This is a genomic window from Mycobacterium sp. 4858 (genome assembly GCF_900240975.1).
In the GTDB taxonomy this organism is placed as follows: domain Bacteria; phylum Actinomycetota; class Actinomycetes; order Mycobacteriales; family Mycobacteriaceae; genus Mycobacterium.
In genome coordinates, this window is sequence record NZ_LT968776.1 from 710,092 (window position 1) to 725,472 (window position 15,381).

14 protein-coding genes and 1 tRNA gene are annotated in these 15,381 nt (G+C 65.6%); 7 read left to right on the forward strand and 8 right to left on the reverse strand.

Annotated elements, in window-relative coordinates; translation table 11 throughout:
- Nucleotides 1–301: 301 nt before the first annotated feature.
- From C1737_RS11765 to C1737_RS11795, 6 genes are all read left to right on the forward strand, one after another.
- A complete protein-coding gene (locus C1737_RS11765; RefSeq protein WP_102418371.1) occupies nt 302–2,737 on the forward strand; it encodes a glycogen/starch/alpha-glucan phosphorylase in 2,436 nt (811 codons plus the stop codon).
- Nucleotides 2,738–2,780: 43 nt separating this feature from the next.
- The gene (locus C1737_RS11770; RefSeq protein ID WP_102418373.1) at nt 2,781–3,392 is read left to right on the forward strand and encodes a hypothetical protein; all 612 of its coding nucleotides are present in this window, start codon (nt 2,781–2,783) and stop codon (nt 3,390–3,392) included.
- A gap of 247 nt (nt 3,393–3,639) precedes the next feature.
- A complete protein-coding gene (locus C1737_RS11780; protein WP_102418376.1) occupies nt 3,640–5,106 on the forward strand; it encodes a hypothetical protein in 1,467 nt (488 codons plus the stop codon).
- 78 nt (nt 5,107–5,184) lie between these two features.
- The gene (locus C1737_RS11785) at nt 5,185–5,619 is read left to right on the forward strand and encodes a hypothetical protein (protein ID WP_102419911.1); all 435 of its coding nucleotides are present in this window, start codon (nt 5,185–5,187) and stop codon (nt 5,617–5,619) included.
- 216 nt (nt 5,620–5,835) lie between these two features.
- A complete protein-coding gene (locus C1737_RS11790; RefSeq protein ID WP_067924816.1) occupies nt 5,836–6,234 on the forward strand; it encodes an MmpS family transport accessory protein in 399 nt (132 codons plus the stop codon).
- Nucleotides 6,231–9,071, forward strand: coding sequence for an RND family transporter (locus tag C1737_RS11795; RefSeq protein WP_067924808.1), 2,841 nt, complete (start codon nt 6,231–6,233; stop codon nt 9,069–9,071). Before C1737_RS11790 ends, C1737_RS11795 begins: the two co-directional genes overlap by 4 nt.
- On the opposite strand, the gene C1737_RS11800 is transcribed toward C1737_RS11795, so the two are convergent.
- The 6 genes from C1737_RS11800 to C1737_RS11825 form a co-directional block, all read right to left on the reverse strand.
- Nucleotides 9,068–9,805 (reverse strand): SDR family NAD(P)-dependent oxidoreductase, encoded by a 738-nt coding sequence (locus tag C1737_RS11800; RefSeq protein ID WP_102418381.1) that lies wholly within the window; start codon nt 9,803–9,805, stop codon nt 9,068–9,070. The two genes, C1737_RS11795 and C1737_RS11800, sit on opposite strands and share 4 nt — an antisense overlap.
- Before the next feature lie 14 nt (nt 9,806–9,819).
- On the reverse strand, nt 9,820–10,035 hold the full coding sequence (locus tag C1737_RS11805) for a hypothetical protein (RefSeq protein ID WP_067924804.1): 216 nt from the start codon (nt 10,033–10,035) through the stop codon (nt 9,820–9,822).
- An 85-nt stretch (nt 10,036–10,120) separates the two neighbouring features.
- A complete protein-coding gene (locus C1737_RS11810; protein WP_067924825.1) occupies nt 10,121–10,315 on the reverse strand; it encodes a long chain fatty acid-CoA synthetase Faa4p in 195 nt (64 codons plus the stop codon).
- 258 nt (nt 10,316–10,573) lie between these two features.
- Nucleotides 10,574–11,788 (reverse strand): NAD(P)/FAD-dependent oxidoreductase, encoded by a 1,215-nt coding sequence (locus C1737_RS11815; protein ID WP_102418383.1) that lies wholly within the window; start codon nt 11,786–11,788, stop codon nt 10,574–10,576.
- 2 nt (nt 11,789–11,790) lie between these two features.
- A complete protein-coding gene (locus C1737_RS11820; RefSeq protein ID WP_067924799.1) occupies nt 11,791–11,979 on the reverse strand; it encodes a ferredoxin in 189 nt (62 codons plus the stop codon).
- Entirely contained in the window at nt 11,976–12,941 is a 966-nt protein-coding gene (locus C1737_RS11825; protein ID WP_102418385.1) for a metal-dependent hydrolase, read from the reverse strand. Before C1737_RS11825 ends, C1737_RS11820 begins: the two co-directional genes overlap by 4 nt.
- 236 nt (nt 12,942–13,177) lie before the next feature.
- Here C1737_RS11825 and C1737_RS11830 point away from each other — a divergent pair, with 236 nt between their 5' ends.
- On the forward strand, nt 13,178–13,981 hold the full coding sequence (locus tag C1737_RS11830) for a DUF1906 domain-containing protein (RefSeq protein WP_102418387.1): 804 nt from the start codon (nt 13,178–13,180) through the stop codon (nt 13,979–13,981).
- Between the two features lie 31 nt (nt 13,982–14,012).
- Here C1737_RS11830 and C1737_RS11835 read toward each other — a convergent pair.
- Nucleotides 14,013–14,085 (reverse strand) — tRNA-Ala (locus C1737_RS11835).
- A 53-nt stretch (nt 14,086–14,138) separates the two neighbouring features.
- Nucleotides 14,139–15,308 (reverse strand): MFS transporter, encoded by a 1,170-nt coding sequence (locus C1737_RS11840; protein WP_102418390.1) that lies wholly within the window; start codon nt 15,306–15,308, stop codon nt 14,139–14,141.
- Between the last annotated feature and the right edge of the window lie 73 nt (nt 15,309–15,381).

Here is a 15,381-nt window from a genome sequence, read left to right on the forward strand (position 1 = left end):
CCGTATCCGGCGTCGTGCCACCCCTCGCTTTGAGACCGACAGCGCTCCATTCCCGCCACCTGACAACGTCGTTTCGTCGCCGGACCGTGAGCTGGTGTTTACGTAACAGCCTTCAACTGCGCGCCTGGTGTGCAAACATCGCTGCCAGACTGACGCTCTGCCGCCCCCGGGCGGACAGGTTGATTGCGGCAACCTCGAGGGAGTAGGACTCACCATGACCGATGTCGAACAGACGCCCCCCGACGGACTCGCTCCCGCCAGCCCCGCCCGGTCCGATCTGGTTGAGCACTCTCGCACCGGGATGAGCGCGGCCGCGCTGCAACGGGCCATCAACGACCACCTGCGCTACTCGATCGGCCGCCCCGCGGCGGCCCGCCGGCCCGAGCACTACTATCGGGCGCTCGCACTGGCCGTGCGCGACCGCATGCAGGACCGCCGCGTGGTGTCGACCCAAACCTCGCTCGATCTCGGCCGCAAGGTGACGTGTTATCTGTCGGCGGAGTTCCTGATGGGTCCGCAACTGGGCAACAACCTGCTCAATCTCGGCATGGAGCGGGCGGCCCGCGAAGCGCTGGCCGCGATGGGCCAGAACCTGGACACCGTCCTTTCGTGCGAGGAGGAACCGGGCCTGGGCAACGGCGGCCTCGGCCGGCTCGCCGCATGTTACCTGGACTCGCTGGCAACCCTGGAGCGCCCGGCGATCGGCTACGGAATCCGTTACGAGTTCGGCATTTTCGATCAAGAGATCCACGATGGCTGGCAGGTCGAGCAGACCGACAACTGGCTGGACCACGGGAACCCTTGGGAGATCGCCAAACCCGACGTCAACTACTTGGTCAAGTGGGGCGGCTACGCGGCTCACTACACGGACGACGCCGGCAAGGACCGCGTCCGATGGGTGCCGGGGCGAGTACTGAAGGGCGTCGCCTACGACACGCCGATCCAGGGCTACGGCGTCAACACCTGCAACGTGCTGACGTTGTGGAGCGCGCGGGCGGTCAAGTCGTTCGCCTTGGAAGCCTTCAACACCGGCGATTACTACGGGGCCGTCGAGGACGAGGTGATGTCGGAGACAGTCACCAAGGTGCTCTACCCGAACGACGAGCCCGAGGCGGGTAAGCAGCTGCGCCTGCTGCAGCAGTATTTCTTCGTGTCCTGCTCGCTGCAGCATGTGCTGCACATCATGGACGATCTCGCCGACGTGTCCGTCAAGGAACTTCCCCAGCGTTTTGCGTTGCAGCTCAACGACACCCATCCGTCGATCGGCGTCGCCGAACTGATGCGGTTGTTGGTCGACGAACGCCAGCTCGACTGGGACGAGGCGTGGGAGATCACCGTCGCGACGTTCGGCTACACCAACCACACGTTGCTGCCGGAGGCGCTGGAGACCTGGCCGCTGGACATGTTCGCCGAGGCGCTGCCGCGTCACCTGGAGATCATCTACGAGATCAATCGCCGGTTCCTGGACGAGGTACGCGCCCGGTTCCCCGGGGACGACGACCGGGTCGGTCGGATGTCGCTCATCGGCGAGAACGGTGGCAAGAGCGTCCGGATGGCGCACCTGGCCACGGTCGGTAGCCACGCGATCAACGGCGTGGCCGCGCTGCACTCGGAGCTGCTGAAAAGCAGTGTGCTCAAAGACTTCTACGAGATGTGGCCGGAGCGGTTCAGCAACAAGACCAACGGCGTGACGCCGCGCCGCTTCCTGGCGCTGGCCAATCCGGGGCTGCGGGAACTGCTGGACCGCACCGTCGGCGACGGCTGGCTGACCGACCTGGAGCGCCTGCGCGGGCTCGAGCCCTTCGTCGACGACGCCGCCTTCCGCCGGGAATGGCGCGACATCAAACGGAACAACAAGGCGCGCCTCGCCAAGTACATCCGCTCGGTGGCGGGGGTGGACCTCGACCCGGACTGGATGTTCGACATCCAGGTCAAGCGCATCCACGAGTACAAGCGCCAGCATCTCAACGTCCTGCACGTCGTGGCGCTCTATCACCGCCTCAAGCAGGACCCCGGCCTGTCGATTCCGCAGCGGGCCTTCATCTTCGGCGGCAAGGCCGCCCCCGGCTACTTCATGGCCAAGCGGATCATCAAACTGATCAACGCCGTCGGGGAGACCGTCAACGCCGACCCGGACGTCAACCGGTTCCTGAAGGTCGCATTCGTGCCGAACTTCAACGTGCAGAACGCCCACATGATCTACCCGGCCGCGGATCTGTCCGAGCAGATCTCCACCGCGGGCAAGGAGGCGTCGGGCACCGGGAACATGAAGTTCATGATCAACGGCGCCCTCACCGTCGGCACGCTCGACGGCGCCAACGTGGAGATGCGCGACGAGGTGGGGCCGGAGAACTTCTTCCTGTTCGGCCTGCCGGAACAGGAGGTCGAGGCCGTCAAGGCGGCCGGATATCGCCCGGCCGGCTACATCGACCGCAACGACGAGCTGCGCGCGGTGCTGGATCTCATTGCGGCCGGCACGTTCTCGCACGGCGACACCGAGGTGTTCCGGCCGCTGGTGGACAACCTGCGCCATGAGGACCCCTTCCTGGTGTGCGCCGACTACGCGTCCTACGTGAACTGCCAGGAGCAGGTGAGCGCGGCGTGGCAGGACAGGGAGTCGTGGACGAAGATGTCCATCCTCAATACCGCTCGCAGCGGCAAATTCTCCTCGGATCGCGCGATCACCGAGTACTGCGACGACATCTGGAACGTGTGGCCGCTGACCGTGAAGATGTGAGAAAACCGGCCGACAATCGCTGCGCCGGGCCTAGGATCTCGGCATGTCAATTCTGGGCGATGCAACGGTCGTCCTCGCTCGCCTGACGAGGTCGACGTCCAACGCGCTGCGTGTCGCGCTCAACACCCCCGACGGCACCGAATTGGCGCGGGCGCAACAAAAGGGCGGTGCCGCGGTGCTATTCGGTTTCAAGAACGGGGGCAAGGGCGAATACAAGCTGTCCTCGGCAGCCGGCGATGAGCTCAAGATCGCGGTGGCCGCAACGACCACCATCACCAACGGGAGCACACCCGTGGGAAGGATCGTGCCCGTCGACGGCGCGGCGCAATTGGAAGACGGGGGCGGCACCGTGCTGGCGGTGGTGCAACCACACACCGGACACAAGGCCGACAGCGCATGGCACCACCGCCTGTTGTCGCCGACCGGCCAGGCGATCGGTGTGCTCACCCTGATGACCGTTCACACCGGTTGGAGCGACATCGAATCCGACGCCATCATGTTGCTGACCGGCCGCAACGTCGCCACCCTGAAGGCGCCATCGGCGGGTGCCATGCTCACGCTCGCCGCGCCGGTCCCTCCCCAGTTGGGCGACGTCTTGGCCGCGGCGTGCGTGGACTTCTCGGTACTCCCCCGCGGATACATCGCGTCAGGCTAGCGGTACCCGGTAGGTCCGGCACCCCGCTGGCGGTCAGCCATCCACCGCCGTCGACGACGAGCGTCGCCCCCCCGGTGACATACGACGCCGCATCGTAGGCGAGGAAGAGCACTGCAGCAGGTCGGCCCGGAACGGGCTGCGCCGGGCGTTCACGCGGTCAAGGTTACGACGGCTGGACCGTGGGTCGATAGTGGACGTTTTCCCGGTCCGCCGCAAGGATCGACTCAGTGACCCTGGCAGGAGGAAAGTGACCCTACGATTCCGTCGGCTTGCGCTGGCCCCGTTCACCGTGGCGCTGGCGATGCTGCTGCTCGCGCCGTCCGCGTCGGCCGACACCTATACCGATCAGCTGGTGAACAAGTTCAACGCCCAGACGCACGTGCTGGCCGACCCGACGGCGAATCCGTCGCTGCGGGACCCCGACAGGCTCAACGACCAGATCCTGTCCAGCCGATGGACGTGGAGTTCCACGCCGCCGGTCTGGGTGGCGGCGGTGGCCCCCAGCCAGACCGGGGTGAGCACCCCGGACGCCATTCACAACGTCATCCTCGGACGCGATCCCACCTTCAGCGGGATCATTCTGGTCATCGACTCCCGGGGCTATCACGTGCGCGCCTACAACGTGCCCAAGGCGATCGCGGACAGCGTCGATCCGTTGATGAGCCAGTCGGCCAGGGCTCACCGGAACGACCCGCAGGGCGCGACGAGTGAATTCGTCAGCAGATTGGCCAGGGTGGACGTGCCCTCCGGGGGACCGGCGAGCACCACCTCCCCTGCCGTGCACAAGAACCCCGACCGCTGGGCATGGTTGTGGACCCTGCTGGTCTTTCTCGCCGTCGCGTTGAGCGTGGTCAGCTTGATCTGGTTCGTGGCGAGCCGAAACGGCAAGCGCCGCAAGGACGCAGCAGCGCGCGAGCAGATCAAGCAGGAATTGATCACCGCAACAGCGGACGTCGGCGACCTCGATAACGCGGTGCTCACCAACAGCGAAACGGACGTCAGCGCGGAGTCCACGAAGGCCAACGCCAGCCTGTATGACGCCAGAAAGGCCTATGAGACAGGTGACTACGGCGCAGCGCGCGCGCACCTGAGGGTGGTGCAGTCGACGGTGGCCAAGGCCAACCAGAAACTCAACCCCGGTCGCCCTGCGCCGAACGTCGCCGCCGTCGACTCGGTGCCCGAAGACGACCGCAAGCAGGCCTCGGTGCGCGCAAAGAACCCCGAGACCGGCGAGTACGTGACGATCAACAACAACAACTACAGCACCACCCCGCAGCCCGGTTATCCCCACTATTACGGGGGTGGCTACTACAACGGAATGTTCTTCTACCCGGGGTACTACCCATACGCGTTCTGGGGTGCGGGCTGGGGTTGGGCGCTGACCGACGTCCTGCTGATGGACGCGCTGCTGGACGACCATTGGGGCGGCAGCTACGAGCGCGGCTTCGACGCCGGCCGCGATTCGGCATACGCGGATGCCGGCTACGACGGCGGCCAAAACGCCGGGTATGACAGCCCGCAAGGCGATGTCGGGTTCGGCGGTGGTTACGACTCCAGCGGCGATACTGGCTTCGCAGGCAACGGCGGCTCGTACTCGGGTGGCGGAGACGTCGACTTCAGCGGCGGTTGGGACTCCGGCGGCGGATCCGATTTCGGCGGATCCGATTTCGGCGGCGGTGGCTCGGATTCCGGCGGCGGCGACTTCGGGTTCTGATTCCCGCGAAGTAAGGTTTCCGGATGAGCACCGACGGGGCGCGACGACCGGAAGCGGTGACTCCGAAGGAGTGTGATCGTGACTGAGGGTTTGTTCGGCCTACTGACCGTGATCGCCTTGGGCCTGGCACTGACACTCGCCACCATTGCCGCCGCGTACGTCAGGCGGATGGAGAAGCGGCCGACCAGCCCGATAAGCGAGGAGATCGGCAGCGCCAAAGAGGTCGTGCGCAAGCTGCGCAAACGCGAACCCATGTCCGCCGAAGAGCTGGACTACGCGCGGCAGATTGTCGCCGACCGTAGCTCCTTTATGGCGCTCTGCATCCCCGGCGCGTTGTTCATGCTGGGCTGCTTCTACGTGTTCGGCAGCCTCTACCACCTGCATGGAGCAACCCCTTCCGAGCGCACGTTCCTCGGGGTGATCCCCATGTTGACGTCGACTAACCTCGCCCTACGGCTTCGAAGTAGCGCACGTCTGAAGAGGCGGCTGCGCGGCGCGCAAGTCGCGGCATGAGGGGCTCGCGACCCAGGTTCGACACACCCGGATCGCGCCGGCGACCCGGCTGCAGTAATCTCTTTACCGATGTATGTCAACCTTATTGATATACGACGAGCCGCTGGCCGGCTGACATGGGGCGGAGACGAGGCGGGCACGTCTTAGGACTGGGTCGCGAAAGGTGATGGAGTGAGCCGTCGTTCAGTCGGCAGGACTGCCTTGGAGCGGGGCTGGATGCCGTTGGTCACCGTCGTTGCGGTCGGTGTGGGCCTGCTGTGCATGTACAAAGTGCACCAGTTCTCCGAACCGGAGCCGGTCATCACCGTCAATGGTCCGCAGGCGCCTGAGCAGTTCAATCTCAAGCGGATCACCTACGAGGTGTTCGGCAACGCCGGCAAGGGAGGGAAGCTCGTCTACATCGACATCGACGGCCATCCGCACCAGGTCGATATCACGGCCCTGCCGTGGTCCCACACGGAGACCACGACGCTCTCGGTGGCGTCCGGAAGCATCTCGGTTCACGTTCGTAGCGGTCAGGTGAGTTGCCGGATGCTGGTGGATGGCGTGGTCCGCGACGAGCAGTCGGACGACCATCCCGACGCCGACGTCGAGTGCCGGGTGAAATCGGCATGACCGAGCATCGCCTCGACGAGCCCCGGACCAAACGCCCGTTCATCCCCAGGATGGTGCGGGCTTTCGCGATCCCGATCATCTTCTTCTGGGGCCTCCTCGCGGTCACCACGAACACCTTCATGCCGCAGGTGGAACGGGTCGCGGAGGAACTCGCCGGCCCGATGGTGCCGCACTACGCGCCCTCACAGCGGGCGCTGCTGCACATCGGCGAGAAGTTCCACGAATCGAACTCGACCAACTTGACCATGGTGGTGTTCGAGGCGAACCGGCCGCTGGGAGACGCCGACCACCGGTACTACGACGACCTGATGCGCCGCCTTCAGCGCGACACCCAGCACGTGCAGTACGTGATGGACCTGTGGGGCAAGCCGTTCACCGCGGCCGGAGCGCAGAGCGTGGATGGCAAGTGCACCTATGTGCTCCTTCGTCTGGCCGGCGACATCGGCCAGATTCAGGCCAACCAGTCCGTGGACGCCGTCCGTGACATCATCAAGAAAGACCCGCCACCGCCCGGGCTCAAGGTCTACGTCAGCGGCGCGGCTCCGTTGGCCTCGGACACGCTGGCTATCGCGAACGCGAGCCTGAACAACGTCACGATCGTCACCATCATCCTCATCGTCGTGATGCTGTTGCTGGTCTACCGCACCCCATCCACCCTGTTGGTGCCCTTGCTCGGCGTGCTCATCGAGATGCTCGTCGCGAAGGGGATCGTCTCGACGCTGGGGCACCTCGGGTACATCGAGCTCTCGTCGTTCGCGGTGAACATCGTGATCGCGTTAACTCTGGGCGCGGGAACGGATTACGGCATCTTCTTGATGGGCCGCTACCACGAGGCCCGGCAGGCCGGCGAAAGCCGGGAGGACAGCTTCTACATCGCGTACAAGGGTGTCGCGCCCATCATCATCGGCTCCGGGCTGACGATCGCCGGCGCGTGTTACTGCTTGACGTTCGCGCGCCTCAACTATTTCCACACCATGGGTCCGGCCGTGGCGATCACCATGCTGTTCACCATCGCCGCGGCGATGACGCTGGGCCCGGCGGCGTTGACCGTCGGCAGCCTGTTCGGGATGTTCGACCCGAGGACCAGCGCCAAGGGATATCTGTATCGGCGCATCGGGGCGAGCGTCGTGCGGTGGCCGGTGCCCATCCTGGTGGCCAGTTCCGCGATCGTCATGCTCGGCGCGATCTTCGTTCCCACCTACCGGCAGAACTACGACGACAGGCAATACCAGCCGGCCAGTGCGCCCGCCAACCTGGGTTTCCAGGCGGCGGATCGGCACTTCCCCAAGAGCAAGCTCTTCTCCGAGATGCTCATGGTCGAAACCGATCACGACATGCGTAACTCCGCCGACTTCATCTCCCTTGACCGCGTCGCCAAGGCCCTGATCCGCCTGCACGGCGTGGCGATGGTGCAGGGCATGACCAGGCCTTTGGGTCGCGCGCTCGAGCACGCCAGCATCCCCTACTTGTTCACCACGCAGGGCAGCGGCAACGGCCAACAACTGCCGTTCAGCAAGGAGCAGAACTCCAACACCGATGCGCAGGCCGACATTCAGGCGCACTCGGTCGAGGTCCTGCGCAAGGAGATCGGCTTCTTCCAAAAGGTGTCCGACGAACTGCACCAGACCGTACTCACGGTCGAAGATCTGCAACGGGTTGCCGACGACATCAGGGACGAGGTCTCCAACGTCGACGATTTCTTCCGGCCGATCAAGAGCTACTTCTATTGGGAGAGGCACTGTTTCGACATCCCCATCTGCTGGACGTTCCGCTCGCTGTTCGAGACGATCGATCAGGTCGACAAGTTGGCCGACGACATCGCGGACGCGAAGGTGTCCCTCGAGGAAGTGGACAAGGCTTTCCCGCAGATCATCGCCCAACTCAAAGCCACCGCCGACGACACCGAGGCACTGCAGTCGAAGTTGGTCAACAGTTACGGATCCGCCGACCTGCAGACCACCCAGACCGCGCAGACGTTCGATGATCTGATCAACGTGGGCAACGACTTCGACAAGTCACGCAGCGACGACTTCTTCTACATCCCGCACGAGGGCTTCGACAACGACGACGTCAAGACCGGGATGAAGCTGATGATGTCGCCGGACGGCAAGGCGGCCCGGTTCATCGTCACCCACGAGGGCGACGCGATGGGCCCCGAAGGCGTGGAGCACGTCCAACAGTTCCCCGACGCGATCAAGACGATCCTGAAAGAGACCTCGTTGGCCGGGGCCAGAATCTACATCGGCGGTTCGGGATCCAACGACAAGGACATCAAGGAATACGCGATGTCCGACCTCATGATCGCGGCGATCGCCGCCTTCGTGCTGATCTTCTTGATCATGATGTTCATCACGCGAAGTCTGGTGGCCGCCTTGGTGATTCCCGGCACCGTGGCGTTCTCCTACGCCGGCGCGTTCGGGCTGTCCATCCTCGTCTGGCAGCACCTGGTCGGCCTGCACCTGCACTGGCTGGTCCTGCCGCTGACGTTCATCATCCTGGTGGCGGTGGGTTCGGACTACAACCTGTTGCTCATCAACAGGGTGAAAGAGGAGTTGCACGGCGGGATTCACACCGGCCTCATCCGGGCGCTCGGCAGCACGGGCGGCGTGGTGACGTCCGCCGGCTTGGTGTTCGCCTTCACCATGCTGGCCATGCTCACCAGCGATCTGCGCACCATCGGGCAGGTGGGTTCGACCGTGTGCATCGGCCTGCTGCTCGACACGCTGATCGTGCGTTCGTTCGTGGTGCCGTGCATCCTGCGGATTTTGGGGCCGTGGTTCTGGTGGCCGACCCTGGTGCGCGCCCGCCCGCTGCGGCAGGCGGCCGCACCGAGCTAACCTGCGCCCTTGCCGTTGTCGACGCGATACACGGCGCCGTGCACCGCCGCCGCGGCGTCGCTGGCCAGGAAGGCGATCACGTTCGCGACGTCAACGGGCTGCATCATGCCGCGCGGCGAGGCCGTGCGCATGATCAGGTCGTAGTTGGGGTTCTCTGGAGCGCTGAAGTGTTCGAGCTGCGGGGTGAGCATGCCCCCGGGGCATACCGCGTTGACGCGCAAGCGGTCCGCGGTGTACTCCACCGCCAGAGCCCGGGTCAGTCCGACCAGCCCGTGCTTGGCGGCGCAGTAGCCCGCCGAGTACGCCTGGCCCTCGACGCCGGCGATGGAGCCGACGTTGACGATGTTGCCGCCCCGCTCCAACAGGTGCGGCAGCGCCGCCCGGCACAGGAAGAACGGCCCGTTCAGGTTGACCGCGAGGTCTTGCGCCCAGTCCTCGTCGGTCATCGACTCCGTCCGGCGCATCTGGTGTTGTCCGGCGACGTTGACCAGCACGTCCAGCCCGCCGAATTCGCGCACGCACCGCTCGACCGCCTCACGGCAAGCCTGCGCCGAGGTCACGTCCACTGATGCGTAGGAACCGTTCTGAACATCGGCGAATACCTCGGCCAGGCGGGCCGTGTCCCGGCCGACGCCGAAAACCGTTGCGCCCTGGCGGGAAAACAACCGAGCAGTCTCGGCGCCGAGACCCGATGACGCTCCGGTCACCAGCGCGACCTTGCCCTGCAATGACATTCCCGTCCTCGTGGTCAGTAGGGGCGCATTCGCGCGAGGAGTCTCGGCCCCCACAGGGTCATCGCACGGCGCGCGGTCAACAACACCAGCAGACTGATCGCTGTCCTCCCGATGGCGACCCGACTGGTTCGCCGCTTCCAGGTCGGCGGCGCCGATCCCGCGCGCCGGCCGAGGTAGTAGCCGAGGCAGGTCGCCATCGCGAGAGCCGCGATTCCCGCGAGCACCGTCATGATGATGAGCGTTTCGCGTCATCGTCGCGGTGGGGTCACGCGAAAGGCACACCTTGGCCACTACGTGCGGCCGACGAATGCGGCGCTAACCGATCTCGCTCACGACATAGACGGCGACATAACCGATGGGGATGCCGGTCCAGGTGGCGATGCACTTGCGTGCCGCCAGTTCCACCGCGCCCCGGCGGCTGGTGCGGGTGACCCTGCCGATCTCGGGAATCCGGATCATCCACCCGTCGGCGTCACGACTGACTTCGACGTCAAAGCACTGGCCGACCATCGGGCACTTCACGCGGGGAACCATCCGCGACGCGCGGGCGCTGCGCAACGCTTGTCGGCGCAGCAGGCTGGGCTGAGTGGGCATGGCTGCTTTCAAAAGAGTCGCAATCGAACCGCGGGAAAGAGTAATGCGCATCGAGGCGAAAACCTAATCGGCAACCGGGCCGGCTCCTGGCTGAGGCGCACTCGCAACCGAGTCGTTGCTTGCGCTTAATGTTCGAGGCCGAACGGCTCGGGCAGGAGCGAACGTCCCACCTTGCTAATCCGGCCGCCTCGGCGGAAACGCGACGCCCTTCTCGATGGCCTCCCGATAGGCATTCACCCGGCCCGGGATGGTCGCGAGGACGGCCATGGTCCGACCGCCCCGCCCGTACGCGGCGACGAACTCCCACGAGTCAGGATCGCCTTCGATGATCTCGACAACATCGTAATCGTTTGGCACGCCCAGCATCTGGAGCTTGACGTCGTACTGATCGGACCAGAAGTACGGCAGCTCGGCGTGAGCCTCGGCACTTTCCGGCCCCGCCAACAATGTCCGCGCCGCGGCCGCGCCCTGACGGCCCGCGTCGTCCCAGTGCTCGGTGCGCAGGTGCCGTTCGTACAGCGGGTGCCACCAGCGCGCTACGTCACCGGCGGCGACGACGGCGGCATTCCCGGTGTCGCCATCCACGGCACCGCCGGCGTCGCAGATCACCCCGTCGTCGACACGCAATCCGGAGCCGTCCAGCCAGTCGGTGGCCGGGGTCACTCCGAGGCCGACGATGACGAGGTCGGCCGGGACCCGCGAGCCGTCGGTGAGCCGAACACCCCGCACCCGGCCGTCGCCCTCGAATCTGTCGACACCGACTCCGACCCGCAGATCCACGCCGTGCCGGCGATGCAGCTCGGCCCAGCGCTGGGACAGCTCCTTGCCCAACGCGGCCAGCAGCGGGCCGTTCGCCTTTTCGATCAGCGCGACGTCCAGTCCCATCGACCGGCAACTCGCGGCGACCTCCGCGCCGATGAACCCACCGCCGACGACCACGACCCGCGGCCGGGAACCCAAGCGGTCCCGAATGGCCAGGCAATCATCGACCGTCCGCAGCATCAGCACGCCGTCGGGACCTGGGCCGCCCGGCCATTCGCGCGGCGTCGCGCCGCTGGCGATCACCAGTCCGTCAAACGGCAGGGGCAGGTCCTGACCGTCGTCGCGCACGTGGACGGTGCGCGAGGTCATGTCCAACTTCAACGCCGACGCGCCGCGCAGGACACGCGCATCCATGTCGAATTGCGGCGCCAGGTCGACCCCGGCCCGGTGCACCTTGCCGGTCAGCAACTTCTTCGACAGCGGTGGGCGATGATAAGGGGCCTGCCGCTCGGCGCCCACGATGGTCAGGGCGCCGTTGTAGCCCTCGTGCCGCAGCGTCTCGGCCGCTCGGGTGCCCGCCACGCCCGCACCGACGACGACAACGTTTGTGAGCTGGCGAGTCGGCATGGTCAGTCCTTCACCGTGATGGCCTGGGTGGGACAGGACACCTCGGCACCGATCAACTGTTGGCGCAGTTCCTCGGGCGGTTCGTCCTGCAGCACGTGCAGACCGTCCTCGCGCACGTCGAACACCTCGTGGCAGATGCTCATGCACACGCCGTTGCCATCGCAGGTGTCAAGGTCCACCGAAACCTTCATCGCACCTTCGCCTTTCGTGCTCCGTTGCCGGACGTCTCGATTCCTTGAGTTTGATCCGGCGACTTCCCTTGGGATCGCGCCCGCTCCTGGGCGGCCTTGGCCACCGGCGAATAAGCCAGGTAGTCGATCGCCATCTGTGTGTTCGCCTCGTCGTTGGGGTGATGGCTGGGCCGCATGTACCGGACGGGCGTCGTCACCATCAGCTTCCAGGGGCCCGGCAACCGGTACTCGCGAGCGGCCCAGAGCCAGTCTCGCCAGCGCCACTTGCGATCGGTGGTCGGGTCTTGGGCCATCAGGTATTTGGCGCCGGCGACCCACCAGCCGATGAACAGCGGCGAGACGAACAACATCGAAAACGCCCTGATCAAGTAGCTCCCCGAGACGTGCTGGTAGACGTCGTACACCAGCGACCGGTGCTCGACCTCCTCGGCGCCGTGCCAACGCAGCAGATCCAACATCATGGGGTCGGCCTTCGCGTAGTCCAGACCCCGGTTCGTCAGCACCCATTGGCCCAACATCGCGGTGTAGTGCTCCAGCGCGGCCACATCGGCCAGCCGCCGATACAGCCACCACCGCTTCATGGCCGGCGGAAACCACTGGGGCGGGTCGCCCAGCGTCATCGACAACAGCCTCCCGAGCCGATCCGTGTACGGCTTGGTGTCGATGCCCTGCTCGGCGAGGTGGTCGAGCACCACCTGGTGCGCCCAGGCATGCCAGGACTCCTGCTGGATGAACGGCTTGATCGCCGCCTCCAACTCCGGGTCATCGACCAGCGACGACGCTTCGAGCACGGCCTTGATGAAGTGCCGCTCGCCCTCGGGCAGCAGCAGATGCAGGACGTTGATCATGTGCGTCGAGAACGGATCGTCGGGCACCCAGTGCAGCGGCGTCTCCGACCAATCGAACCGGACCATCCGCCGATACATGGGGTGCCCGTCGTGGTGAAGTTGGACCTCGGGCATCGAAAGCTCCCTCCCGACTACTGCGAACAACCGTTCACTCGCCCGCGTACCCACGCGAGCGGCCGGTTATGCGTACCGGCGGTACCAGGATGCGGAAAGTTCGCTTTCGGACTAAGGGACTCGAACCCCCATGCGCTCCAGCGATTGACTCGACACGGTGAACCGCAGAAACCGATTTGATATCGACTGCTATGCGCCACTTATGTTGACAAAAGTCACAAAATTAACATCACGCGATGCAGGACTTCTCGGTGAGTGCGCAGCGGTCGCGCCCTCTCCCCCGGCGCGACGTATTGCGCTACGCCATCGCTATCTCTGCACTGCCAGCGCTGTATGCGGCATCGACAACCGCCACGGCCCGTGCCGCCGTCGGCGCCACCCCCACATTGATCGACTTCGCCGCGCGCCAAATTCCGGCGCAGCAGATTAGAGCCGCCGGCCACTCCGGGGTCATCAACTACGTCTCGCTGTCGCGTCCCGGCTCGTCCATGGGCGCCAAGCCGATCACGCGGTCCTACGCCGAGCAGCTCAACGCCGCCGGCCTGATCATCGTCAGCAATTACCAATACGGGAAGCCGGGCGGGACGGCACCATCGGACTTCCGGCGCGGGTTCGAGGGCGGCGTCGATGATGCGCGCACGGCCTGGAAGCTGCACACCGAGGCGGGTGGCGGTCAGAGCGCCCCGATCTTCTTCAGCATTGACGAGGACATCAACCACGACACCTGGAACAACTTGGCGCTCAAGTGGTTTCGTGGAATCAATTCGGTACTGGGAGTGCAGCGCACCGGCGTCTACGGCGGTATCGATGTGTGCCGGTGGGCCGCCGCTGATGGGGTTATCGGGAATTCGAGCACCCCGGGCCACCGGTGGGCCTGGCAAACCAAGGCCTGGTCCCACGGCCAGATCGATCCCGCCGCGGTGCTCTACCAACGCGTGGTGAGCACGGCGTCGAATCCAGGCCCAAAAGTCGGGGGACTCGAAGTCGACGTCAATGACGTCCTTGCCGGCGATTGCGGCCAGTGGAACCTACATCGGTGAGCCGGGTGTCGTCGGGCCGCCGAATATCCGGTGGAGCTAAGGGGACTCGAACCCCTGACCCCCACACTGCCAGTGTGGTGCGCTACCAGCTGCGCCATAGCCCCAAGTCGTGCCAGTCGAAGCTACACCACTGGTAACCGTCCTTCAAAGTTGCTGTTCAGGCCGCCTCACCGTCCGCCGGGGGCTCGGCCAGACCGTGTTCCGGATGGATCAGCGTGCGCGTTTCCGCCGCCGGCACCCAGCCGACGGCGGCGATCAGCAAGACGATCCCGCTGATGCCGAATCCCCAGCCGAAGCTGAGCTGCTCAGCGGCCCACCCGACTGTCATGGAGCCGACGATGGCACCCAGATCGGACAGCATCTGCACCGCCGCCACCGGAATGCCCGCGCGCGCCTCGTTGCCGAGGATGTCGGCCACCGCGGCCTGCATCGGGGACATGAAAATGCCGGTCGTCGCACCGGATATGGCCGCGGCGATCATGAACGCGGGAAGCGACGACACGATTCCCAGCGCGGCGGTCGCCACGCCGGACGCCGCCAGGCCCACGATCAACAGCGTGCGCCGTCCCATCCGGTCGGACAGGTAACCACTGGGGACGACGGCCACGGCGTTGCCGGCGGCGAACGCCGCGAGCGCCACTCCGATGACGCCGACGCTTTTGCCCATGACGTCGGCGAGGAACAGCGGCACCAGCGCGACCCGCAGACCAAACGCCGCCCAGCCGGTCGCAAAGTTGGCCAGTAGCGCCGCCCAGTACGCGCGGACGCGCAGCGCCTGGCGCATCGTCACCGTCGATCGGGTCGGCGGCGGGGGCGCGGCCAGTTCCGAATGCCGCAACCCGTAGAACAACGCCACCACCACACCCAGCATGGCGACGCCGTACACGATGAACGGGGCGGTCAGACCCCAGCCCGCCGTCAGGCCGCCGATCGCCGGCCCGCCCACCGCGCCGATCATGAACGAGGTCGTGAACAGTCCCGCGATTCGCCCCCGCGCATCGGGTGGGCTGATATGGATCATCAGTCCCAGCGCCGAGACGTAGAACATCGTCGAGCCGACACCGCTGATGCCGCGGAACACCAGCAATTGCCAGTACGCCTGCGAATACGCGCACGCGATCGTGGACAACGCCACGATCAGCAAACCACCGATGTAAATCCGTCGCTCGCCCAACCGCTGCACCAGCGCACCGCTGACCGGTGCGAAACACAGCCGGCTCAACGAAAAGACGGTGACCAAGAAAGTCACCGCTTTGATGCTGACCCCGAAGGTATGCGCGAAGGCGGGCATCGCCGGCGAAATGACACCGTAGCCCAAGGCAACCATGACATTCGCCCAGCTGAGGATCCAGACTTCGCGGGGCAGCCGACTAGAACGAGTGCCACGTCCCCCCGAACGG

Coding starts and splice junctions, on each gene's coding strand:
- C1737_RS11765 (WP_102418371.1), top strand. CDS start 302: ATGAGCGCGGCCGCGCTGCAACGGGCCATCAACGACCACCTGCGCTAC.
- C1737_RS11770 (WP_102418373.1), top strand. CDS start 2,781: ATGTCAATTCTGGGCGATGCAACGGTCGTCCTCGCTCGCCTGACGAGG.
- C1737_RS11790 (WP_067924816.1), top strand. CDS start 5,836: ATGCCGTTGGTCACCGTCGTTGCGGTCGGTGTGGGCCTGCTGTGCATG.
- C1737_RS11795 (WP_067924808.1), top strand. CDS start 6,231: ATGACCGAGCATCGCCTCGACGAGCCCCGGACCAAACGCCCGTTCATC.
- C1737_RS11800 (WP_102418381.1), bottom strand. CDS start 9,805: ATGTCATTGCAGGGCAAGGTCGCGCTGGTGACCGGAGCGTCATCGGGT.
- C1737_RS11805 (WP_067924804.1), bottom strand. CDS start 10,035: ATGACGGTGCTCGCGGGAATCGCGGCTCTCGCGATGGCGACCTGCCTC.
- C1737_RS11810 (WP_067924825.1), bottom strand. CDS start 10,315: ATGGTCGGCCAGTGCTTTGACGTCGAAGTCAGTCGTGACGCCGACGGG.
- C1737_RS11815 (WP_102418383.1), bottom strand. CDS start 11,788: ATGCCGACTCGCCAGCTCACAAACGTTGTCGTCGTCGGTGCGGGCGTG.
- C1737_RS11820 (WP_067924799.1), bottom strand. CDS start 11,979: ATGAAGGTTTCGGTGGACCTTGACACCTGCGATGGCAACGGCGTGTGC.
- C1737_RS11825 (WP_102418385.1), bottom strand. CDS start 12,941: ATGCCCGAGGTCCAACTTCACCACGACGGGCACCCCATGTATCGGCGG.
- C1737_RS11830 (WP_102418387.1), top strand. CDS start 13,178: ATGCAGGACTTCTCGGTGAGTGCGCAGCGGTCGCGCCCTCTCCCCCGG.
- C1737_RS11840 (WP_102418390.1), bottom strand. CDS start 15,308: ATGGTTGCCTTGGGCTACGGTGTCATTTCGCCGGCGATGCCCGCCTTC.